General features: G+C 49.1%; 27 protein-coding genes and 1 riboswitch. Of the genes, 14 read left to right on the top strand and 13 right to left on the bottom strand.

Annotation, left to right across the window (positions count from 1 at the left end; all coding sequences use genetic code 11):
- Window positions 1-61: 61 nt before the first annotated feature.
- The 6 genes from OGV57_RS03420 to OGV57_RS03395 form a co-directional block, all read right to left on the bottom strand.
- On the bottom strand, window positions 62-817 hold the full coding sequence (locus OGV57_RS03420; RefSeq protein WP_054528253.1) for a sulfite exporter TauE/SafE family protein: 756 nt from the start codon (window positions 815-817) through the stop codon (window positions 62-64).
- Between the two features lie 135 nt (window positions 818-952).
- A complete protein-coding gene (locus OGV57_RS03415) occupies window positions 953-1,459 on the bottom strand; it encodes a protein disulfide oxidoreductase (RefSeq protein WP_054528252.1) in 507 nt (168 codons plus the stop codon).
- Entirely contained in the window at window positions 1,449-2,072 is a 624-nt protein-coding gene (locus OGV57_RS03410) for a DsbA family protein (RefSeq protein ID WP_003035975.1), read from the bottom strand. Before OGV57_RS03410 ends, OGV57_RS03415 begins: the two co-directional genes overlap by 11 nt.
- Window positions 2,069-3,949, bottom strand: coding sequence for a protein-disulfide reductase DsbD family protein (locus OGV57_RS03405; RefSeq protein WP_054528251.1), 1,881 nt, complete (start codon window positions 3,947-3,949; stop codon window positions 2,069-2,071). The genes OGV57_RS03410 and OGV57_RS03405 overlap by 4 nt, the downstream gene beginning before the upstream one ends.
- A 48-nt stretch (window positions 3,950-3,997) precedes the next feature.
- Window positions 3,998-4,360: a hypothetical protein gene (locus tag OGV57_RS03400; protein ID WP_003836824.1), complete on the bottom strand. Its 363-nt coding sequence runs from the start codon at window positions 4,358-4,360 to the stop codon at window positions 3,998-4,000.
- Window positions 4,361-4,430: 70 nt separating this feature from the next.
- Window positions 4,431-4,835 (bottom strand): VOC family protein, encoded by a 405-nt coding sequence (locus OGV57_RS03395; protein WP_003035964.1) that lies wholly within the window; start codon window positions 4,833-4,835, stop codon window positions 4,431-4,433.
- A gap of 396 nt (window positions 4,836-5,231) precedes the next feature.
- Here OGV57_RS03395 and dsbA point away from each other — a divergent pair, with 396 nt between their 5' ends.
- From dsbA to OGV57_RS03375, 4 genes are all read left to right on the top strand, one after another.
- The gene (gene dsbA, locus OGV57_RS03390; protein WP_003035960.1) at window positions 5,232-5,855 is read left to right on the top strand and encodes a thiol:disulfide interchange protein DsbA; all 624 of its coding nucleotides are present in this window, start codon (window positions 5,232-5,234) and stop codon (window positions 5,853-5,855) included.
- Between the two features lie 193 nt (window positions 5,856-6,048).
- Window positions 6,049-6,969, top strand: coding sequence for a curved DNA-binding protein (cbpA, locus tag OGV57_RS03385; RefSeq protein ID WP_003035957.1), 921 nt, complete (start codon window positions 6,049-6,051; stop codon window positions 6,967-6,969).
- Window positions 6,969-7,262: a chaperone modulator CbpM gene (gene cbpM / locus OGV57_RS03380; RefSeq protein WP_003836827.1), complete on the top strand. Its 294-nt coding sequence runs from the start codon at window positions 6,969-6,971 to the stop codon at window positions 7,260-7,262. Before cbpA ends, cbpM begins: the two co-directional genes overlap by 1 nt.
- Window positions 7,263-7,383: 121 nt before the next feature.
- Window positions 7,384-8,070, top strand: coding sequence for a Crp/Fnr family transcriptional regulator (locus tag OGV57_RS03375; protein WP_003846869.1), 687 nt, complete (start codon window positions 7,384-7,386; stop codon window positions 8,068-8,070).
- Window positions 8,071-8,114: 44 nt separating this feature from the next.
- Here the strand turns inward: OGV57_RS03375 and OGV57_RS03370 are convergent, their stop codons facing one another.
- The 3 genes from OGV57_RS03370 to deoD form a co-directional block, all read right to left on the bottom strand.
- Window positions 8,115-8,948 (bottom strand): outer membrane protein OmpK, encoded by an 834-nt coding sequence (locus tag OGV57_RS03370; RefSeq protein ID WP_003035947.1) that lies wholly within the window; start codon window positions 8,946-8,948, stop codon window positions 8,115-8,117.
- An 86-nt stretch (window positions 8,949-9,034) separates the two neighbouring features.
- Window positions 9,035-10,198, bottom strand: coding sequence for an MFS transporter TsgA (tsgA, locus tag OGV57_RS03365; RefSeq protein ID WP_054528250.1), 1,164 nt, complete (start codon window positions 10,196-10,198; stop codon window positions 9,035-9,037).
- A 38-nt stretch (window positions 10,199-10,236) separates the two neighbouring features.
- Window positions 10,237-10,944, bottom strand: coding sequence for a purine-nucleoside phosphorylase (gene deoD / locus OGV57_RS03360; protein ID WP_054528249.1), 708 nt, complete (start codon window positions 10,942-10,944; stop codon window positions 10,237-10,239).
- 317 nt (window positions 10,945-11,261) lie between these two features.
- On the opposite strand from deoD, the gene OGV57_RS03355 reads away from it, so the two are divergent.
- From OGV57_RS03355 to OGV57_RS03310, 10 genes are all read left to right on the top strand, one after another.
- Window positions 11,262-11,771, top strand: a complete 510-nt coding sequence (locus OGV57_RS03355; RefSeq protein ID WP_008320248.1) for a GNAT family N-acetyltransferase — start codon at window positions 11,262-11,264, stop codon at window positions 11,769-11,771.
- Window positions 11,772-12,013: 242 nt separating this feature from the next.
- A riboswitch (cobalamin riboswitch) is annotated at window positions 12,014-12,237 on the top strand.
- Between the two features lie 221 nt (window positions 12,238-12,458).
- Complete coding sequence (locus tag OGV57_RS03350; protein WP_003035934.1) at window positions 12,459-13,511, top strand: ABC transporter substrate-binding protein; 1,053 nt, start codon at window positions 12,459-12,461, stop codon at window positions 13,509-13,511.
- Between the two features lie 66 nt (window positions 13,512-13,577).
- On the top strand, window positions 13,578-14,645 hold the full coding sequence (locus tag OGV57_RS03345; RefSeq protein WP_054528248.1) for a FecCD family ABC transporter permease: 1,068 nt from the start codon (window positions 13,578-13,580) through the stop codon (window positions 14,643-14,645).
- On the top strand, window positions 14,642-15,457 hold the full coding sequence (locus OGV57_RS03340; protein WP_286530762.1) for an ABC transporter ATP-binding protein: 816 nt from the start codon (window positions 14,642-14,644) through the stop codon (window positions 15,455-15,457). Before OGV57_RS03345 ends, OGV57_RS03340 begins: the two co-directional genes overlap by 4 nt.
- Window positions 15,458-15,467: 10 nt before the next feature.
- Window positions 15,468-15,908 carry a pseudoazurin gene (locus OGV57_RS03335; protein ID WP_003035925.1) on the top strand — a complete coding sequence of 147 codons (441 nt, stop codon included), beginning with the start codon at window positions 15,468-15,470 and terminating at the stop codon, window positions 15,906-15,908.
- Between the two features lie 27 nt (window positions 15,909-15,935).
- On the top strand, window positions 15,936-16,487 hold the full coding sequence (gene petA, locus OGV57_RS03330) for a ubiquinol-cytochrome c reductase iron-sulfur subunit (RefSeq protein WP_003846882.1): 552 nt from the start codon (window positions 15,936-15,938) through the stop codon (window positions 16,485-16,487).
- A 1-nt stretch (window position 16,488) separates the two neighbouring features.
- Window positions 16,489-17,649, top strand: a complete 1,161-nt coding sequence (locus OGV57_RS03325; RefSeq protein WP_032936278.1) for a cytochrome b — start codon at window positions 16,489-16,491, stop codon at window positions 17,647-17,649.
- A gap of 2 nt (window positions 17,650-17,651) precedes the next feature.
- Window positions 17,652-18,455, top strand: a complete 804-nt coding sequence (locus OGV57_RS03320; protein ID WP_016149885.1) for a cytochrome c1 — start codon at window positions 17,652-17,654, stop codon at window positions 18,453-18,455.
- Window positions 18,456-18,858: 403 nt separating this feature from the next.
- Window positions 18,859-19,110: a hypothetical protein gene (locus OGV57_RS03315; RefSeq protein ID WP_200014950.1), complete on the top strand. Its 252-nt coding sequence runs from the start codon at window positions 18,859-18,861 to the stop codon at window positions 19,108-19,110.
- Window positions 19,111-19,318: 208 nt separating this feature from the next.
- Entirely contained in the window at window positions 19,319-19,627 is a 309-nt protein-coding gene (locus OGV57_RS03310) for a hypothetical protein (RefSeq protein ID WP_200014951.1), read from the top strand.
- Window positions 19,628-19,719: 92 nt separating this feature from the next.
- Here OGV57_RS03310 and OGV57_RS03305 read toward each other — a convergent pair whose 3' ends face one another.
- From OGV57_RS03305 to OGV57_RS03290, 4 genes are all read right to left on the bottom strand, one after another.
- Window positions 19,720-20,169: a hypothetical protein gene (locus tag OGV57_RS03305; protein WP_213190893.1), complete on the bottom strand. Its 450-nt coding sequence runs from the start codon at window positions 20,167-20,169 to the stop codon at window positions 19,720-19,722.
- Window positions 20,169-21,527, bottom strand: a complete 1,359-nt coding sequence (locus OGV57_RS03300; protein WP_286530759.1) for a glycine-rich domain-containing protein — start codon at window positions 21,525-21,527, stop codon at window positions 20,169-20,171. Before OGV57_RS03300 ends, OGV57_RS03305 begins: the two co-directional genes overlap by 1 nt.
- A gap of 80 nt (window positions 21,528-21,607) precedes the next feature.
- The gene (locus tag OGV57_RS03295; RefSeq protein ID WP_003833575.1) at window positions 21,608-22,072 is read right to left on the bottom strand and encodes a hypothetical protein; all 465 of its coding nucleotides are present in this window, start codon (window positions 22,070-22,072) and stop codon (window positions 21,608-21,610) included.
- 43 nt (window positions 22,073-22,115) lie between these two features.
- Window positions 22,116-22,820, bottom strand: coding sequence for a hypothetical protein (locus OGV57_RS03290; RefSeq protein ID WP_003833576.1), 705 nt, complete (start codon window positions 22,818-22,820; stop codon window positions 22,116-22,118).

Below are 22,820 nucleotides of genomic sequence, written 5' to 3'. Positions count from 1 at the left end.
CATTGCCCCTGAATCTCTGAATTAACGATGCCATGAAAGTCGCGCAAAGTCACCGAACCGGTCACACAGCACGCAGCATCATCTCTGTACCCAACCCGACCAGACAAAACAGAAAACAGCGTTTAAACACGAGCGGAGAAATAACCCTTCGCACACGGGTTCCTATCCACTGGCCAATAAGTGCAGGAACAATGGCCAAAGCCGACAAGCTTAGGGATTGTACGGGCAGCGCGTTGTGCCACCACAGACCCAGCGCCAATGCCAGGGTCGAAAAGGTAAAAGAGATCCCGAGCGCCTGTACCAGTTCATCTTTCTCAAAGCCCAGGGACTGGATCCAGGGCACGGCGGGCATCACAAACACCCCGGTTCCGCCGGTCAATAAGCCGGTCACAAATCCAATAACGAGGGAGTACGGTTTTTCACGCTGCGGGGCCACCGCAATTTTCTTTCCTGCCAGTGTCCAGATAGCGTAGGCCACCAGCGCCACGCCGAGTGCAAACTGAGTTCGGGTGGTGTCGCCCCCGGTAATCCAGGCGCTGGCAAGCAGAGTCGCCACTACCACTGTCAGCAGCATTGGCCACAGTCGTTTGAGTAATTGGCGTGTATTTCCACCACCGCCAAACTGGAACAAATTGCTTATCAGCGAAGGCAATAGCAGCATAGCCGCCGCCGCAACCGGTGAAATAAGCGATCCGAGGATCCCCATCGCCACGGTGGGCAACCCCATACCCGTAACGCCTTTCACCATCCCGGCGAGGACAAATGTGGCGACAATCATCACCACCAGAGCGGGTCCAAACGCTAAAGAACTCGTCATGTTGCACTTTCCTGGAAAAGAGAAGATGACTGATTCTGGACGTTAATCACTGTGCTTGCTTCGTCAGGCAACGAAATATGCCTTCCAGAGGAAGGCGACGCCATAAAAAAATGCCGGGTTTCCCCGGCACATTTATCAGAACGTTTTCGCCCACCACAACCGAAGTTTCATGCTCCAGTAGCTGGTCCAGCCGCTGGTGGTTGATACCACCCGACCTTCTGACATCACCACCAATGTGGGCGTGACGCTAATCGCCCAACTGCGGGAAATAACCCCGTTCGCATCATTGATGACCGGAAATTCCACGCCTTTACGCAACAGCCAGCGAGATACCTCAGCTTCATTTCCGGAGCGTAACGCAATGGTCATCACATTTTCCCCTTCAGAACGCAGCCTGTCGACTTCCGGCGTCGTGAAGCGGCATACGCCGCACCAGCTCGCCCAGAAATAAAGCAACACTGGCTTGTCTTTGCTGAGCGCCGCCAGCGTGACGGTTTCACCATCCAGCGTTTGTAAAGGCGTGCTGTCAAAAGAGGCAGGGAGCTGCGGCGCGCGCCAGGCATCCATCAGCAGCATCGCCCCCGCCAACAGTGCCAGTAAGATCAGCCCTTCGCGCAGCCAGCGGCGCAGTTTACTGAGCATTGGCCGCCGCCAGTTTTTCTTTTACCACTTCCTCAAGCGTTTCCCACGGCACCGCTCCGGGAATAAGTTCATCGCCAATGATCGTTGCGGGGGTTCCCTGTACACCCACCAGTCGCGCCAGTTGCAGGTTAGTGCTCAGCGTTTCAGCACTTTGGGCGTCCAGCGTCACCGGACTGGCCCCCGCTTTTTCCTGCGCCTGTTTGATACTGACATCGGTATGGTAGCCCTTCTTCTGCATCAGTTTTTCATGTAGCGCCAGAAACTGCTGCGGATGCTGATGCCATGTCGTCAGCACGGTCCGCGCCGCCAGTTCCGAGCTTTCACCTTTAAACGGCAACGGTTTGATCACTACCGCCACGTCAGGATATTTCTGCACAATTTTTTCCAGCATTGGATCCAACTGCTTGCAGTATGGGCAGTTGTAATCGGTGAAGTTTATCAGGGTCAGTTTTGCCTGCTTTGCGCCAATCCGCGGGCTGTTGGGATCGTTAAACAGGGCTTCCTGAATTAATGCTTCAATTTGCTTTTCCTGTTCCGGGGTAAACGGTGCAGGCTCTTTCGCGATACTGACGGCAGAAAACAGGGTTAACAGCAGAACAATCATCATCTTCATGGGGTAACTCCTTTGGCATCGTTCAACGTTTGCAGTACCGCATCGCGGGTTAACAACGTGGGTAACACCTGGCCTTCCGGCAGACCGGGGCCATAAATTTGGTTATACGGCACAGCAACCTGGCCGCGTTTTTTTAGAAATTCGGTAATGACTTCAGAAGGGAGTGTCCAGTCGCCGCGCAGCGCCACCACATCCGGCTGTTGCAATGCGGCCTGTACGTCATCTTTATGCAAGACGTTGAACTTGTTTACCTTACAGGTGATGCACCAGTCTGCTGTGACGTCAATGAACACGCGCTTATGTTGCGCCAGCGCATCCTCAATAGCTTGCTCGCTTAGCGGTTGCCAGTTCACGCTCTCTTTGCCGGTGCTTTGCCCTACGAACCCGAAATGCGGGAGCAGCAACGTCGCAAGCCAGATAGCGGAACCCAGCATCATCACGCCGAGCAGACGCCGCAAAATATTCATCCAGCGTCCTGGCCGCGGCAAACGCAGCGCCAGACCGGGACGCAGAGCCACCAGCAGCCACGGTAAGCTCATTCCCAGCCCAAGTGCGATAAACAATCCCCACAATGTCGGCAGCGAAGCGGTCAATGCCACCGCCACCGCCGTTCCAAGGAACGGGGCACTGCACGGCGTAGCAAGCAGCGTCGCAAATGCACCTTGCCAGAAATGTCCCGACAGACCGTTGCCGCCGTGAGTCGCCAGCGTGGTAGTCATCGCAGAAGGGAGTCGGAATTCAATCCACCCGAACAGGCTGGCGCTGAACGTCAGCATCACCAATACCATCACGCCAATGAACCATGGATTCTGAAACTGGATCCCCCAGCCAAGCGCCTGATTGGTTAAACGCAACACCGTCATCAATAGAGCCAGAGCCATAAATGAGACAAGTATTCCGGCTACCGATGCGAGGAACTGACGACGGACCTGGCGACGACTTTTTTCCTCGACCAGCAAAATCGAGCCCAGCTTCATGCCCAGAACCGGTAACACACAGGGCATCAGATTGAGGATCAAACCGCCCAGCAGCGCCATTAGCACCACTTGCCACAGTGGGAGTGAGGCGTTCTCAACAACCGGGGCTTCGCCAATCGCAAGACGACTTTCCTGGGCAACACCGTTATCTGCCAGCACCAGGGTGACTGACTTACCACGCAGATCCGGCGCGCCTTCTCCCCAACCGTCATGTACAGGTACCGTGGCGCGTAATGTCTCCCCCTCAACATGGATTTGCGGCATGCCAAAATCCGCATCATCAACAGCATCCAGATACAGCCCTGGTGCAGTCCAGCCTCCCGCACGGTGAGCCTCGACGACTAACTCTCCCGCCCGTGCGCCGGCGCTCAGAGCATCGGTCAGGCCGCTGGCAAGTGGGATCTGTCCCATCGCCTGAGCATAGTCATGTGCAAAAGTCGGGTCCTGGGCTGTGGGCGTTACGGAAAAAGGAAAATCCGTCAACAGGCAAACGTTGCTACAGGTGGATAGCGTCAAAACGCCGCTGAGCGTGGCGGGCGCTCTACCTCGCACCACCATCGGGAACGTCACCTTATCGTGATACCCCTGGGTAGTGATATTGGCGACCTCAAAACGAGCTGGGGTTGGCCAGAACCAGTCGACCGCAGGCATTTCCTCTTTCCAGGCGATAGCAGGCGCAACGCCCCCCTCGCCCGGAGAACGCCAGTAGGTTTTCCAGCCGTCCTCCAGTTTGACATCCAACAACAGACGGGTTTCACCGCCAGCGGACGTATCAGCGCGTAACCGCACGCTGGCGTGATCGTTATCGGGTGAACGCAGCCAGCCGGGTTCAGCCGCCCAGGATACGGGCAGCCATAGCAATAACAGACAGAGCAGTGTCTGCCTGAAAACAGTCATCATAGTTTTTCTCCGTGAATAATTATCTAACAGTCAGCAACGGCTGTTCTGTCATTCACGGAAGACGCAAAATCGGAGATGCACCCGGAGAGTGGGCGGCGAGATGGCTCGCGGTGGGAAAAAAGGTAGACGAAACGCCCGCACTGGCGCCAGCAACGACAGCAGCAGGCACAGCACCAGAATAGCACCTTCAAACAGTACGGGTGGCGCAGCCAGTAATGACTTCGCGCTCAGTTCACAAGGGGTAACGGGTGAGGCCTCATCGGCCTGCACTTGTGCGCTGGCGACAACGCTTGTAACGGCGGTATCCATCTGCAACGCGTGCAGACCCGCCATGCGTTGTGCGGTGCAAACCATCACCACAACACATGCCAGACAGAGGAACCACCATCCCATCCGTTGACGTTTCGCCATTATACCCTCACTCATTGATGCGAGTTATCTTAACCACTCGCCGGTTTTTGGCAACCTTTGCGCTGTAAAGTTATGTCCTAGCATCTGCTGGATATACCGCGATTTCAATCAGATTGAGATCGGGATCCCTGACATAAACCGAGCGAATCGGTCCTGTCGCACCGGTTCGTGCAACGGGCCCTTCAATAATCTCGACTCCGTGGGTTTGAAACGTCTCTGTCACCTCTTCCAGTGTACGCGTGGTGATAAAACACAAATCCAGCGCCCCCGGCGTTGGCGCGTAGGCTTTAGGTTCAAACTCTTTTCCCCGAATATGGAGATTGATTTTCTGATTGCCAAAGACGAAGGCTTTCCGACCTTGTGCGAAAGTTTCCAACCTCATGCCTAAAAGCTCGACATAAAAACGAACGCAAGCCTCTTCATGATTGGTGGTTAGTACCAGGTGATCCAGGTGGTCGATCATAGTGATATCCATTTGGATTGCTCATCTCTGACACTTACCCTATTCATTCACGCGCGACAAGAAAAAGACAATCTACAGGGGTATTTGCAGAACTTAGCGAAACACCTTGCCATTCACGCTTTAAAGGCGAAATGATAATTAATCATATTTTCGTCTTTGTTTATTACACTATAACATTGCTAAAAACACCCCCGAAAATATCACGGAAGTTATCATTCACTATTTACGAAGAATGCCAGAGAATATTTCAATGTCAGCACACAAATAATGCCCGCTACGTACTGATGCGTAAATGAAAGTAAGGGTCAGCGCATTTTCAGGGGATTTCCTTATTATATCCAGACGCAATGAATAACGTATTCATTAGCAGATAATTTGTTTATCAAATGTTATTTAGAGTATATGAAAATGAAAAAATATTTATTACCCCTGATTGGGTTACTTTTTACAGTTAGCGCTCAGGCAGCATCATTTACCGACGGTAAAGAGTATATCACCCTGGAAAAACCCGTCGCTTCCGCCCCAGCTGCGCTGAAGTTTTTCTCATTTTACTGTCCTTCCTGTTATCAGTACGATGAAGTTTTTGAAATCACGGATAACGTGAAAAAAGTACTGCCTGCTGATGTCAAACTCACCGAATACCACGTCGACTTTTTAGGTCCGCTGGGGCAAGACATGACGCACGCCTGGTCCGTCGCCATGCTGTTAAACGTACAAGATAAAGTTAAACCGTTGCTTTTTGATGCCGTTCAGAAAAAACAAACCGTTAAAACAGCGGATGATATTCGTAACGTATTTATCAGCGCGGGCGTCAGCGCCAGTGATTATGATGCCGCCTGGAACAGTTTTGCCGTGAAATCCCTGACCGCAAAACAACAAGAAATGGCTAAAGCGGTAGATTTAACCGGTGTGCCCGCCATTTTTATCAACGGTAAATATATGATCAATCCAAAAGGACTGAAATCTGACGACCTAAACTCTTTTGTGAAGAGCTACGCGGATACGGTTCGCTATCTGATCACCAAATCCTGACATTTCGCTAATTTCACTTTTCGCACCACACAACAGTCAAAAGCGCTGTTGGTGGTGCGCAATCACATCATTTAGACCAATATCCTTTCTTCCCGGTTGGCATTCGCCGTTATCAGGATTACCCTAAACTTAGCGGTGTTACCTGTTGTCGGGGTACACCTTCTTCAAGTGTTGATTTACACGAGAGAACGCTATGGAATTAAAGGATTATTACGCCATTATGGGCGTGAAACCGACAGACGATCTCAAGACAATCAAGACCGCCTATCGTCGACTCGCCCGTAAATACCATCCTGATGTCAGCAAAGAGACTGACGCTGAGGCCCGGTTTAAAGAGGTTGCTGAAGCCTGGGAAGTCCTGAGTGATGAACAGCGACGTGCCGAGTACGACCAACTGTGGCAGCATCGCAACGACCCTCAGTTCAGCCGTCAATTCCAGCAAGGAGAGGGGCAAAGCTACAGCGCCGAAGATTTCGACGATATCTTCTCATCCATTTTTGGTCAGCGTGCGCACCAGTCGCGCCAGCGCCCTGCCAGCCGCGGGCATGACATCGAAATAGAAGTTGCCGTCTTCCTCGAAGAAACGCTTACTGAGCATAGCCGCACTATCAGTTACAACCTGCCAGTCTACAATGCGTTTGGCATGGTAGAACGAGAAATTCCTAAAACACTGAACGTGAAAATTCCGGCTGGCGTCGGTAACGGTCAGCGTATCCGCCTGAAAGGTCAGGGCACGCCCGGCGAAAACGGTGGGCCGAACGGTGATTTGTGGCTGGTGATTCATATTGCGCCGCATCCGCTGTTCGATATCGTTAATCAGGATCTGGAAGTTGTCGTTCCTCTGGCACCGTGGGAAGCTGCGCTAGGTGCGAAAGTAACCGTTCCGACGCTGAAAGAGAGCATCCTGCTGACCATACCTGCAGGCAGCCAGGCCGGTCAGCGGCTACGCATTAAAGGCAAGGGTCTGGTAAGTAAAAAACATACCGGCGATTTGTATGCGGTGATCAAGATCGTCATGCCACCGAAACCTGACGACACCAGTGCCGCCCTGTGGCAACAACTGGCAGATGCACAAAAGACCTTTGATCCGCGCAAAGAGTGGGGGAAAGCATAATGGCTAACGTTACCGTCACTTTTACCATTACCGAATTTTGTCTGTACACCGGTGTGTCAGAAGAAGAACTGCATGAGGTTGTCGGCTTAGGGGTGATAGAACCCCATGAAGACGAGACGTTTGACGATCATGCGCTGACCGTAATGCGTCGCGCGATGCGCCTGCGTCAGGAGCTGGAACTTGACTGGCCAGGGATTGCCGTTGCATTGACGTTGCTGGAAGAGAACGCTCAGTTACGTCAGGAAAATCGCCTGCTGCGCCAGCGATTGTCCCGTTTTATCAGCCATCCTTAGTGCGTCAGGGCCAGCATGGTGCTGGCCCTTTTATTGTCCGCCCCGCGCTCTTAATGACATTAAGCAGTAGATAGCATACAGTCAGAGATAAGAATTATCTCAAACAATAAGACGTTGAGCCATGCAGCTTAAGCCCCTCACAAAAGGTCGTTTTCACAATATCTGGCAGCAAGATGATGCCTTAATTGAGAAGATATTCCAGGAACTGCTCTCTGAAACGCAGATGATCCACGAAGATGAGTATCTCTATCGCCAGGGACAGGTAGTCGATCGACTTATCATGGTGCAATCAGGCAGAATTTCCCTGCGTTACAGCGCGGAAAATGGTCGCCGTTTTCAGTTGGGCGCAATGGAATGTGATGAGCAACTATTTGGTGAAATGGAGTTTTTTACCGGGTATCGCTGCCAGCTTGATATCGTGGCCGAAGAGCCGTTGACCGTGGCGGTGTGCAGCTGTGATCGTCTGGAAGAAGCGCTAAACCAGCACCCGAGACTGGCGATATTTTTTGCCAGTGCGATGGCGATTGATTATCAGGATATGCTGGAAATCTTCCTGCACCGGATGCTCTACCCTATCGTTCATAACGTGGCGTATGATCTGTATCGCCAGCATCAGAACAAACAGCCGATGGATGGTTTCCATAAAAAATACCAGGAAGCAGAACGGTTCGGCACCACCGATCGGGTCTATCGGCGGGCGGTTAAAGCCCTGACGGATGCCGGACTGGTAACGCGCACGAAGCAAGGACTGGAAATTAAGGATCTGGATGGGCTGCGTAAATTCCTCGGCAATGACATCATTGACTGACACACCATCCCCGTAGAGAAGGTTGGTGTGTCAGTTCAGCGCAATCAGAATTTATAGGTAAGGTTGAAGTAGTGACCGAGTCCGGTGGTGCGCCCTGCTCCGCCGTGATTTTCCATCAATGCCATATTGCGGAAATACTTCAGGCCATAACCCACCGCATAATGCTCTGAATGCCAGTAGATACCGTTATACCATTCAATCGCGTTATTGCTGTATAACGGTTGATTAGCAATCTTGTTAGCGGCGAACTGATAGTCAAAGTAACCCTGATAGTTCAGGTAGCTGCCGTTGGCAAAGGTATAGAACGGCGTCGACCAGTTAGTCGAGAACATGTAGCCATCCCACTTGCCTTCGTTATCCGCACCGTAGTTTTCACGCACATAATGCGCATAGATGTTCATTCCCACCAGACCAAACCACGGAACCTTAACATCTGTGCCCAGACCGACATAATGTTCAAATAATTCCCGGTCGCCAATGTTATTTACCGTTGCGATATAGAATTCGTTAAATGGCCCAACGGATAAATCTTTATTAAAAATAGCATCCAGGGAAAACCGTGGGGATATCTTGGCGAAAAAGTTATCGCCACCATGGCGGTCATCCTGCTTGCGGTCAAAAATATCAAAGAAATCGACATAACCATACAGATCGATAATTCCGGAACGCGCCCCAAACTCCAGTTCCAGATAAGTGTCATTACGAATACCATAAGGCACTTTCGCATCCACACTTTGCATTAAGTTCATCTGCATCCAGTTAAAATCATTTTTACGGACGTTGCCATCGGTATAATCAGCAGCAAGCGCTTGCGTACAGCTCATTGCAACGATTGCGCCCAGAACTGTTTTTTTAATCATTGATTTATTCTTCATCATTTTCAATTCCTTTGAGCAAGGTTGAGTGTCGCCCCACCAAATAAATGGTGTGGCGACTGACTATCTAATTAGAGAGGTAAGTGTTATTACTGTGCTTTGTTACGTTTAAGTTTTAATGTACCCATCAACATGATAAAGATTATTAAATATAATACTGGTATTGCGTACATAATTTTCTGCAAGCCCATTGTTTTTTCCATTAGCGCACTGATCGCTGGACTAAACATAGCCCCGGCGCTACCGCTAATTAAAATATATGAAACATTCTGACTACTTGCGCGCTTCACAAATGAAACTCCGTAGGCAATAAAGGAGTTATACAGCGCCGCACAGACGAATCCGTAACTATAAGCCAGATAATCAAGCCCCGAGATGTTGTCTTTCGTTACAATAATGGTCGTAATAACGCAAGCGAGCAAAATAATACTCAACAGGAAATAATGTATCCTCACTCGAGAAACAATGACAGTTGATACTAGCGCCCCAACCAACGCCGCTCCCCAGTATTGCGTAATAATATTACCGGCTTCTTCAAAAGGAATGCCAAATTTGTTCTTCACAAATAATGGTGCCCAGGTCAGGAAGGTATACAGCGCCAGCATACCTAAGAACAGACCAATACCTCCGCTAATAATCCCTGGGTTCCACTCAGACTTCACCGCGTCTGTCCGCTCCTCCGCAGACGCGTTTTCACAGGCAGTAAAACGAGTGAGCGCCACCACACCTAACGTAAGTAAGGCCACCATGCCAACACTTAGATAGCTGTAACTCCATGACATATTGTGCGTCAGGGCGTAGGTGGTGATCAGCGGGAAAACCACGCCTGCGACGTTAAAGGTGGCGTCTTGTACCACCAACATTGTACTTTGAATGCGATCCTGCCATACCGAAACGACAATCGTTCCTGCCACACACAGACCAATCCCACCGCAAAAGCCCACCAAAGTCATAGCAACCATCACTGGCCATAAGCCGGGGCTTAAGTGCATTGCCAGCGAACAGAGGAACACTATCGAATAGATAATAAACGTCATTCGCTTGACGCCAATTTTTTCTATCAGGAAAAAGGCGGCGATGGTCCCCGCTAATGCCCCACCGTTAAGCAGCGAAAATATCGAGGCAACGGTATTCACATCAGCACTGTAACGTACCGCAATCGGTTCAATCAGCATTCCAAACTGACTGGCAAACCCCGCCATAATAAAATTTGCCAGAAAACTAATCAGTGTAAGTGCTATTTTATTCTTCATATAATGACATCCCTGATTGGTTCAATTAAAAGCCAATGCTAAGCCGTAACGGCTGTATTTAGCGCCAGCTCAATCATATTTTTAAAAGTTAATTGTCGTTCCTCTGCCGTGGTTTCTTCGCCTGTCAGGCAATGATCGGACACCGTTAAAATAGCCAGTGCTTCAATATTAAATTGGTGTGCTAAGGCGTATAAGCCGGCCACCTCCATATCCACACCCAGTACACCAAACTTTTCCAGTGCAGGAACGAGGTTTTCGTCAGGATCGTAATAAAGATCGCCACTGAAAACATTACCGACCTTAATGTCGATTCCGGCCTTCTGTGCCAGCATCCACGCCTGTTGTAGTAATGGGAAGTGAGCGGACGTCGCCATCGTGTAGCCCGCGCTACGTTTTAAATTTGTGACAGAGTCAGTACCGGCAGCGAGAGCCAGAATAATGTCGCGCATTTTGACATGCGGTTGTGTTGCCCCCAGACTACCGACGCGAATAATTCTCTTCACATTAAAATCATGTACCAGCTCATGGGCGTATAGCGTCATAGACGGAATACCCATACCGTGTCCCATCACCGAAACAGGTTGACCAAAATAAAGACCGGTATAGCCCAGCATATTACGCACGTTGGTAACTTCGCGGTAATCCATAAGATAATTTTCGGCAATAAATTTTGCGCGCAGCGGATCGCCCGGCATAATCACAGTTGGCGCAAAATCACCCGCTTTAGCATTAATATGTGCAGTCATAACAATTCCTGAATTATGGGTATTGGAGATATGCAGGGATTGTAACCAGACGTTTGCAGAGGATTGAGGACAAAAGTCCTGCTCAAAGGATCGGCCTCTCATTTCTGAGAGTTAGAGTTGCAGGCTTAGGATGCAGAGGAAAACTATGCCCCGGCAACAGTTAGGAAAAGCAAGACCCAGAACAATAAAAGAACAGATTAGCCCCCAAATCGCTGGTGACTACCGCGTTGGCGCGAGTAGCCATAGCAGCGTCAATATTGTTTTGAAAATGGTCTTATTGTTATTATCGTATTCCACTCTAAGCTTGGATGCCTGCCATGACCCGATTAAGGTTTAGTGAGATGACTCACGCCGATATACCTGCTGTTCAGTCGTTCCTTATTAAGCATCTTAATTTGTTCTTCAATGCCGGGAGAGTCATGCCTGCTGCTGAAGAAGATATCTTCGATCTCAGGCAGCAGTATATTTTGCAAGAAAGAAATCTATTACTTTGCGCATGGAGTGAAAAACAAGAGCTCATCGCTACACTTGCGGTATGTCAATATGATGATCGTATCACTGAGCTACGTGGGCACTATAATTTGCCTGAAACGGCAGAAATTTGTCGTTGCTACGTGGATGCGCGCTACCGCAGACAGGGAATCGGAAGCCGGTTGTTTGCTTTAGCTCAAATGTTCTGCCAGCAGCAAAAATATAAAACCTTATATCTTCATACTCATCATTTCTTGCCTGGAGGGTATCATTTTTGGTTGCGTAAAGATTTTAGCGTCGTTATGGATATGCAGGATGAATGGCAATTGGTACATATGCAGAGATCACATTATTAAATTAACCCAACGCTAATTAACTGCGTTATTGATAACGATCAATATGATTAAATTGAAAAAATAAAACCGTGTTTATAGTTTGATCAATATCAATCAATTCTCATTTAGCTTTTTATTGTTATTTTCATGTATACATCCGAGATAAAGGATTTAAGCATAACCAATTGTAAAACATAACAATTTTACCAAAGGTGTGAGGTTTTCCCTGTTTATTCATACGGTTGACCTCGTTAACAATTGCCGTTAGAGTCGCTTTTGACAGCATTTCATTACATTTTTGTATATGAATAGGAATATGGTGAGAATTATTCAATTCAATTCCATAACTGCCCCCGCAACTGTAGGCGGATGCAGAATATCCTTGTGTGGTTAATAAGCCACAGGTCACTGTAAAGCTCGTCTTTATGGGAAGGCCGATATTCTGATTACCGTGAGTCAGGAGACCTGCTGTCAACGATGTATACCATTAAGTGGACGGGATGGTCCATGGGATGAATTATTTGACGTAAGCAGTAGTGTATTTATGAATAAGATTTTGGCTAAGTAAGGCTTATTTGCATTTGTTGCATATCTTCATTCTTAAAATTCACGATTTAATGTCATCTATCTTCATGTCTCCTCCCGATATATGGAATGAAATGAGCCATGACCAGACTTTAAGATTCTGGCATCAACGGGACGATGATAATGCACGCTAATTCTACATTTTTCTCTTCTAAAAAAACGCTTCTGGCTATTGTTGGAACCACTGTACTGTTGACTTCCGGTTTTTCTAACGCGGCAAAAACCGAATATCCTCTGACGATTAAAAACTGTGGACGCGATATTACCTTTAATCAGGCACCAACGCGCGTGGCAACCGTGGGTCAGAACAGTACCGAGATTCTCTATTCACTGGGGCTGGCCGATCGCGTCGTGGGTACTTCGTTGTGGTTTGGCCCGGTACTGGATGCTTACAAAGCAGCAAATGAAAAAGTTGCCGTCATTGCGCAAAATATTCCCAGCTTTGAAGGAATTGTGGCTAAAAAACCAGATCTGGTCGCCAGCCAGTTTGAGTGGCAAATCGGCCCTGCTGGCACAGTTGCCTCATACGAACAGTTTAGTGAACTGAAGGTGCCCGTTTACACCGCGCCAGCTGACTGTGCTAAGGATAACGAAGATGGGGGTGATGGTGTTCGTAAGGGCATGTTTGATATTGCTATGGTGTATCAGGAAGTCGCCGATCTGGCAAAAATTTTTGATGTTCAGGATAAAGGCGAAGCGCTGATTGCCAGCCTTAAAGCGCGTGAATCAGCAGCAAAAAATAAAATTACCGGCATGGATAAGAATGTTTCTGCCGTGTTCTGGTTCTCAAGCGCCGATTTACAGCTCGATCCTTACGTTGCCGGGAAGTTTGGCCCAGCAGCATGGATAGCCCAAACGCTGGGTGTGAAAAATGTCATTGATTCTGCTGAAGAGTGGCCAACGGTGGGCTGGGAAACCATCGCTAAAGCTAACCCTTCTGTCATTGTGCTCGGTGAGATGAGCCGCCGACGCTTCCCGGCAGATGATTGGAAGATCAAGATGGAATACCTCCAGTCCGATCCTGTCACCAAACTGATTCCTGCCGTCAAAGAAAACCATCTGCCGGCCATTGACGTACAGACAATGAATGCCGGGATCAGAACTATTGATGGGGTGGAAAAACTGGCTGACGCTCTGGTTGAATATGGCTTAGCACATCCGCAGGCTGCTCATTAATCTACATTTTGCGCTATATCACGGCACGGTATAGCGCATCTCCGTTACTCAGGAACGCAGATAATCATGAGTGATTCTCGCAGGATGCGTCGCGCTGTTGGTCAGCTTGCGGTGAGAGTCGGTGGTCATGCCGTTTGGGTCAGTGCGCTGATGTGTTGCGTACTGCTGGCGGGGATTTCCATCGGCGAAACGTTTATCCCCTGGCAGCACGTACTCAGCACGTTGGCAAATCATCTTTTCGATACCCACTATCCTGTCGATGCACTGGATGCGGGGATCGTCTGGAACTACCGCCTGACCCGAGCACTGGTCTCAGCAAGCTGCGGCGCCTGCCTGGCTGTTTCCGGCGTAGTGTTGCAGTCGTTGCTGCGCAATGCGCTCGCCGAACCTTATCTACTGGGGATTTCTGCCGGAGCATCTACCGGTGCGGTGCTGATTGCGCTCACGGGACTGGGGGCTGGCATCATCAGTATGTCTTTAGGGGCGTTCATTGGTGCGCTGACGGCATTTCTGTTCGTTGCGCTATTGGCGATGGCCGCTGGCGGTAAACAAGGCGGCGGGATTACAACCCAAATCATTCTTGCCGGGATCGCCAGTTCGCAACTGTTCAATGCGATTACGTCGCTTATCATCACCCGCTCAGCAAACGCCGAGCAAGCACGCGGAATTATGTTCTGGTTGTTAGGCAATTTGAGCGGTGTACGCTGGCCCGATGTTGTCTTAGCTATTCCTACCGCTCTGGTCGGTATTGCGCTGTGCTTCTGTTATGCCCGCCACCTTGATGCGTTCTCCTTTGGCGCTGAATCCGCGGCATCGTTGGGCATTCCGGTCAAACGTACCCGCGCAGTACTGATTGCTGCCGTCACCGGCATGACGGCGATTATGGTCTCCATTGTTGGTGCGATCGGCTTTGTCGGTCTGGTGATCCCTCATGCCGCTCGTTTGCTGGTCGGCAACCAGCATCATCGACTGCTGCCGGTTAGTGCGCTTACCGGCGCCATTTTCCTCATTGTCGCCGATGTTATTTCTCGCACGTTACTACCCGGCCAGGTACTGCCCATTGGGGTAATCACGGCTTTGGTCGGCGCGCCTGCGTTTTCAATCATTCTGATAAGAGGAAACCAGAACAAATGACGGTAAACCTCGTACAGCCACTTGTTACCTCTGCGCAAGCCGTTATTGAAGCCTGCAATCTGCGTTGGAAGGTAAAGGGTAAGACGATTGTTGATGATATTTCTCTCCGCGTAACTCCCGGCGAGTTTGTCGGTATCATCGGTCCCAACGGCTCGGGCAAAACGTCACTGATTTCACTGCTGGCCGGTTTGCTGAAGCCGACTTCCGGGCACATCACTCTGCGGCAAAAAGCGCTCCAGCACTATTCGCGGCGTCATCTTGCGCAACATGTGGCGCTGGTCGAACAACAGGCTGAAACCAGCGAGCGGATTACCGCTTTACAAGCCGTTTCTCTGGGACGGACCCCCTGGCTTAGCCTGCTCACCCCCTGGTCTGCCAAAGATGACGATATCGTACAAACGATGCTGGAGAAGGTCGATCTCAGTGAATTACAGCACCGCTGCTGGCATACCTTTTCCGGGGGAGAAAAACAGCGCCTGCATATTGCACGGGCGCTGGCGCAGCAGCCGCAATTGTTGCTGATGGACGAACCCACCAACCATCTCGACATTCAACATCAGATTGGCCTGCTGAGTCTGGTTAAACGTGAAAAGCTCACGGTGATTGCTGCTCTGCACGACCTTAATCATGCCGCAATGTTCTGCGATCGCATCATCGTAATGACCTCCGGACAAATGGCGATGCAGGGTAAACCTTGCACCGTTTTTACCCGCGAAAATCTCCATGCCTGGTTTGGTATCGACGCCGTTGTCGAACATGAAGCGGGTAGTGAAAACTGTTTTATTCGTTATCAAAGACCTGATGAATTTTAAGGAAGAATCGATGAAATACCTCAAACAGAGTCTGAAAGTTTTGTGTTTACTCGCCCTCGCCTCTTCAGCCTTCGCGCAAACTCACGAAGTGTTGATGAAGAATCGTGGGTCTGCGGGGCCGATGGTCTACGAGCCGGATTATCTGGAGATCCAACCCGGTGATACGGTGAAGTTTATCCGTAAGCATAAGAGCCACAACGCGGCTTCAATTGCTGAATTGTCTCCGGCTGACTATCCCGGTTTCATGGGAAAAATAGATGAAGAGATCGAGGTGACTTATGACAATCCTGGATTTTACGGCATCAAATGTTCACCGCATTACGCTCAGGGCATGGTGATGATGATTAAGGTTGGCGATACCACGTTACCGGACAGCTATCGGGCATTCAAAGCGCCGGGTATTGCTGATAAGCGCTTTCAGGAAATTTACGCGCGTATCGACAAACAATAATCCGCATTACTCTGGGAGAAATACAAGGTGGCAGATAAAAAACTTGCAGATGGCGAAATCCAGGAACAGCGTCGGGAATGCCTGTGTAAACTGACGAAATTCGTCGGCGCGGCGGGCGTCGCGGCTGCCGTGTGGCCGCTGGTTTCGGCCTTAAGCCCGGATGAGAAAACGCTAGGGGAAAATGAACCGATTGATGTTTCTCTTGCGGGTGTTGCTGCTGGACAAACCATCAGGCGCATATGGCAGGGAAAGCTGATTCTTATTCACCACCGCACGCAGGAAGAGATTGTCGCCGCCAGAAATACCGACTGGCATACGCTTATTGACCCACAGTCTGACAGCGAGAGGGTCTCTGCCGTTCATCCCCAATGGCTAGTGGTTCAAGGGTACTGTCCACATGCCGGATGTGTCCCCAACGCCCAGCCGGGAGGGCTGGGCTGGATTTGTCCGTGCCACGGCTCGGAATTTGATACCTCCGGGCGCGTGACGCGCGGCCCCGCAACGGCCAACCTGGCAATCCCGGATTACGCCTTTCATTCTGATGGTCAGATCGTGCGTATCGGCACTAAGGAAGCCTGACATGATGAGTGAGCGCGTCTATTCGCTTCGCTGGCGAATTCCTTTTCCTCGTTCGATTGCCGGACTCTGGCTGTTCGCTATCGGCGCAATCCTGCTGGTTATGCTCGGCGTGCAGATCCTGACAGGTATCGTACTGGCGATGTTTTACGTGCCGACAGCCGGGCTGGCATTTGACTCCATTATTCATATTATGCGTGCGGTTCGCCACGGAGAACTGATACGTAATATGCATGCTATTGGCGCATCGCTCTTTTTCTTTGCCTGTTATCTGCATATTTTTCGCGGTATGTACTACAACGTGTACCGCAAGCCCTGGACAACAATGTGGTTGATTAGTGTCACGCTGTATATCCTCCTGATGATAACCGCATTTCTTGGTTATAGTCTTATCTGGGGGCAAAAAAGCTACTGGGCGGCAACGGTCATTACTCGCTTTGCCCAGGCCATTCCGCTAGTGGGTGATACGTTATACGCATATTTAGTCGGTAGCCATACGCCGGGAACACCGATGCTTGGCCGCTTTTTTGTTATCCACTTTATTCTTCCTTTTGTGATTGTCGTGGCAACGGTTTTTCATATACGAACCGTACAGTCAGCGTTTGCCCAGGCGATGAAAAAGAAGTTCAGCGAGAAAGAGTCCAGGAGCCTGTTGTTCGATTACAAAATTACCGATCTCGATGCCATCAAAATCACCCTTTTTTTGATGCTCTTCGCCTGGTTTTTATTCTTTGCTCCGCACTATCTGAGCAGCGCCGATAACTTTATTCCCGCAGACCCAACGATTACACCGGCAATTGTTGCGCCAGAATGGTATTTCCTTCCCTTCTTCTCCATCTTGCGCTGCTTCCCGAATGAATTCGTAGGACTAGCCGCGATGTGCGGTTCGATACTGATTTTCTATTTTCTTCCCTGGCTTGATACCTCCCGGGCTCGTTTTCGCCATTACAGCAAGCTGGTCAAATGCGGATTCTGGCTGTGGGTCATCAATGCCTGCTTTTTAGGCTGGTTAGGATCGAAAGCGCTGGTTGGCCCCGACCTTCTTGACGGTTTTCGTAACGAAGAAGGTTGGATACGTGCCGCGTCCCAGCTTTCGACGCTGATTTGGTTTGCCTGGTTTTTAATCGTATTACCTTGCCGTCGTTTTCTGGAAAAACAGGACTGATAATGAAACGACTATTGAAATTCAGTGTTCTGTGTTTTTCTCTATTGGGACTGGGCTCCACCTATGCGCAAGAAGCCACGCCTGAACGACAGGAATGGAGTTTCAGCGGCATCAATGGCCAGTATGATAAAGAGCAGCTTCGGCGTGGTCTGCAGGTTTATGAAGAGAAGTGTCGCGCTTGTCACGGCATGAAGCACCTTACCTTTCGAACCTTGACCAGATCCGGCGGCCCGGAACTCACGGAAGAAGAAGCAAGAAGTATCGCTAACGGCTATCAGTTTCCTGAGATTCAGGATGACGGCCAGATGGGTGAGCGGGACGGGACGCTAAATGACAGCTTTATATCGCCATATTTAAACGAGCGGGAAGCTCGATACCTTAATAATGGCGCAGAACCTGTTGACCTGAGCTATATCGTCCGCGCCCGCTCATACGATCGTGGATTTCCGCAATTCCTGTTAGATGCTTTTCTGCCCTACACGGACCAGGGAGCTGATTACGTCTACGCGTTACTCACCGGCTATCTGCCTGACGATCCCGAACTGAAGGCTAACCGCTATTTTCCGGGCGGCGTGATTAACATGCCGAAACCGCTGAATAGCGGAGAGATCCAATGGAGTCCGGCGTCACAGAAAGCTGAAACTGAGGAGCAATACGCCAGGGATGTTACCGCCTTTCTGGCATGGGCAGCCGATCCGGCGCTCTCTGAACGAAAACAGCAAGGGAATTACGTTATGGGCTATCTGGCTATTATGCTGGGGCTGCTATGGATATTACGACGAATGAAGAGACGTTCGCTCATGTAGCTTTTGCGAGGCGGGGTGATTACTCATTTCACCAGTATTCAACCGGTCAGCAGCACTGTTGCCCTTGCGCGACTAAGACGAGTAAAGGAAGACAAAATATAAACCGAGCAAAACGAAAAAACCCCAAGCTATTTGATAGCTTGGGGTTTATGTTTGGCGGAAGCGTAGAGATTCGAACTCTAGAACCCTTTCGGGTCGCCGGTTTTCAAGACCGAAAAATAACACTTAAAAATCAAACTGATAACACAATAAAAAAGAATAACGTCAATACAAAAAGCACATCAAAAACAATACATTATGCACAACGCAAACAGCGATATTCTTCGAAATTATGCACTATGTCTTGACTGATTATCTGCTATTGATGATAGTAACTGTATAAAAACACAGTAACGAGGCTATCATGAAAAACAGAGAGTCCAATGTCAGCAGCCTACAAGAATTAGCCGATTTTGACGTCGGCTATTCCTTGCTCACAAATGAAGTCTATCTGTCCGCATCATTCATCGATAACATGGCCTGCATCCCACATTGGCCAGTAAAGGAATTCCCAGACCAGTTTATGTGTATCTCACGTACTCGTGCAGAAGAATTGATAAAGGAGTTACAGAAAGCAATAAACTACATGGATGCAGGGATTGATAACCCCCATTGAAGCGGCTCATTAAAAGCACGAAAGTGTTTCACTAAAGTTACGACAGAAAGCGGATTCGTGTTTTTAGTGAGACAAAATATTTTAATAGCTCTTTAACCATGGCTAACAAGACCAGCCACTGTACATTTGGTGTAAAGGCCAGATTGGACCACCCCAAATTGTCATGGCAATTTATGATAAAATTGACCGGTCAAAAAAGGAGACTCCAATGAACATCAGCCCCCCTAAAAAAATCACCACCCTGAAATATTTTGTTGACGCCTATCCTGAAAGCATCACTGATGCAGCATGGAAAGATCTGGTCGATGAAATCGGAAATCTCAAAGAGGTCTATGGATACATTGCATTTTTACACGATGACGGTTTTTTGAAAGGCAAGATCAGCTTTGATGGTTCTGGCACTAATGAAGGCAGTTGGATGATTGATTTAAGTTCTCTCCGAGTGACTTCTCAGGGATATGAGTATTGGAGAAAAAAGAAAACCGAAGCTTCATTGCGATCCAATGAGATATTTTAATTGTATACATTTTTGCAGGTACGATTGTTTCAAGACAAGAATGATGGGGTTTAACCGTTGCCCGGCTATGCCGGGCATTCTCCCAAAGGTTCCTATTCTGGCGACTCAGGTAGCCGTTTAGACCAGTCTGCCGCGCTGATATAAGCTCGCAGTGCTTTTCGATAAGCAGTCCACGCCAGCAAATCTTCACGAATAACACTCTCTGCTGTGCCAGACCAATCCTCATCGGCAATACGCTCATTGAGGCCGGTGATTTTTATTGATGCTGCGGCATATTCGCTGTTGGCCGTTGCCATGTTTTCTCGGGCGATTTCATCTGCTGTTTTTTCAATAGCCGGAGCCGTAAAAACCCCATCAGCATAATGCCAGCCAATTCCCACACCATCTACAGTCTGAACCAGCTGCCCACCATAATCTGAATCGCCACCACCACCAGATACCTCACCTGTATTTGCACCTCGATCACCACCCAGCGTAGAGGGATCAATAATAATCATATTCACGACAACGCCGGCGCGAACCACTGCATATGTCTGGTTCATTATGCGCACTCCCATACAATTACGACACCCGGCGCCCCATTCCCTCCAGAAGCATTCCCACCTGAACCGCCTCCGCTTGTCGCGCCTCCGCCTCCTGCTCCATAACCAGTAGCTGTATTACCATTGCTTGAAACAGCCACGACACCACGACCATCACCGCCTCCACCAAGCAACGATGCCCCGCCATCTCCTGATCCGCCATATAGAGGCGATGTTACTGTTGCAGGGTCACCACGCTGACCTGCCTTATTCACCAGATTCCCACCCGTGGGAGTGACTGAGCTTGAGTTGTTAAATGAGAAAAATGGTGGCGTCTGCGGGGCATAATAAATGCCGCCCGCCCCCCCTGGGGCAGTCATAGAACCGAACGACGTGTTACCGCCAGGATTGCCATTAGCACCAGGGACTCCCATACCGCCCGCACCAATCGTTACAGTGATTCCGGAAGGTGGAGTAGTGAACCGGTGGAGAATATAAGCACCTGCATTACCACCGGTTCCTGCAGATGCCTGTGTCGGTACAGAACCTAACGAACCACCACCCGCACCTCCACCGCCCTGAATCTCTGCCACTACTGACTTTGTGCCAGCGCTTGGGGTGTATGTACCTGACGCTGTAATAACCCTTACGTTAATAAGTCGACCAACACGCCCCTCGGAATCAGCAAGACCGAGGTTTTTTACTCCTTCTTCTGCCGAAGTGGCTCCGAGGCCGCCACGATCCAGCGGAAGAGGGATAACGTTACCATCATTATCCTGTACCCCCCACACTCTGTTATTTGCCAGAACGATGCGTATATTCTCATCTGGAGAAAAAACGCTTGTAAATGCAGAGGAAACCGAGGATGGGGATGATTTAAAGAATTGCAGACCAAGGTATTGGAGAACAGCAGCAATATCAGTCTTGCCGATAATATCACGACCTACCTGAGTGAGGTCTGTTAAAGCTGCAGTATCATCCCCGTTGAAATATGGCAATTTATTCGCGACGCCCACTAACGCGGCTAACGCCGTCAATGTAGGATCCAGCGGCTGGAAGTTCCCAAGGATGTAGGACAGCGTTCCGGCCGTCATCATGTTCGCCACAATGTCATTAGCAGACCATGCTCGAGGGACTGTTCCCTCCTGTCCACGCTGGATAGTAAAGACATCACCATTTCTGGCGGTAACATGAACAATCTCAGTAAGAGTGCCTGTGGCAGCATCGATGATTGTAAGTTTAAAGAAGCTGGTTCCTGTCACCGGAGATGGGAACAGAGTACCTGTCCCGGTATTTACGGTAAGAGATGTTGCAGTTGAACTGATTCCCGCCGCCAGCACTGTCTGAGCATTGTTAGCGGCTAAAAGAGATAGTGCCATTTTTCCTCCGGGATTTTTGGCAATAAAAAACCCCGCCGAAGCGAGGTTTGTTCTGTTTAGTCAAATGTGGTCTAGAGCCATCACCATTGATTTTTTAAATCTTCTTTCGTTAATTTTAGTCTAAATATATTATTATAATTTTTTATGTACTCTTCAGGAGAAGCGCGGCAGTTCATTTGGAAATTTTTGTCAAAATACTCTGGGTTATTTTTTATTTCCATCACACCTCCTGTTTTAATCAATTTCTTTACAATATTTCTGTACTCGTCATGGCTGATAAGAAGCAAGTCGCCGATCCATTTATCACCAACAAATTGACCACTAACAGCGTCATTCGCTGCATTTACAAGCAACATTGAGGAAGCAAAACATATATTATAAATATTTTCATCTGTTGGCTTTAACCCTGTGTTTTTCACTTCTTTAATTTTTTCATTGAATTGCTGTTCATCCGTAACAGAAAGTGAACTAATGCTATTAACACCAGAGAAAGCGAAATTAGAAAAAATCAAAGTCAAAAGTATCAGTAATCCTGAAGGTTTCATCGTCGCATCCAGATTTTAAAATGACTTCATCAGTTTACACCACTCACCCAATAATAGTCACGCTCACTGGTTGATAAAACGGCATGTGGAGCAATCCACTGTCGAAAGCCTGCTTGAACAGCGATGCGTACTCATACTCGTTACTTTTGATGAGAACGCTAGTTTTCTGGTTGTAAGCCCTGCTATTGAACATCTGCGTGTTGTATACCGAAGAATCAGTCAGCTTTCTGAACCCCTTAATAATTGAGACACTAGCTCCTTCACCAGAGAACAACACCGAAATACTCCAGTGTTGGTCGTTCACGACATCAACCCCGTTTACTCCCGTAAGGAACCGCATAATCCGACGTTTCAGCCAGGGTATTGTGAAGTAAAACCCATCCCCTTTATAGAAATTCCACGTCATGATCCGCTTGAACAGATCATCAGAGACAACAACTTGCTCTGACTGGTTTATTACTTTGCGGGTATTGAAGGGTACAGTGTTAAACGTGAATGTATTGAATGCCCCGAGTACCAGCTGCCGACCGCTTGCCAATACAGGAGGTTTCACGCCATATATGCCACGAGCTATCCACCTGAGTTGATCCCCTGAATTATACCCGCCAACAAAAATAGGCAGATTCGCAGTCCGCATCCAGTCATAAATATTTTTTGCCATCGTGTTATACGCAGTCACGAAAGCACGGATATTGTCATCATCATTGTACTGCGTGTACAGGTACGAACGGATAATATCCTCAAGCAT

The organism is Citrobacter sp. Cf087 (assembly GCF_030334285.1).
Taxonomy (GTDB): domain Bacteria; phylum Pseudomonadota; class Gammaproteobacteria; order Enterobacterales; family Enterobacteriaceae; genus Citrobacter; species Citrobacter freundii.
Note: the sequence above shows the minus strand (reverse complement) of the source record. Positions and strands in the feature narration are given on the sequence as shown.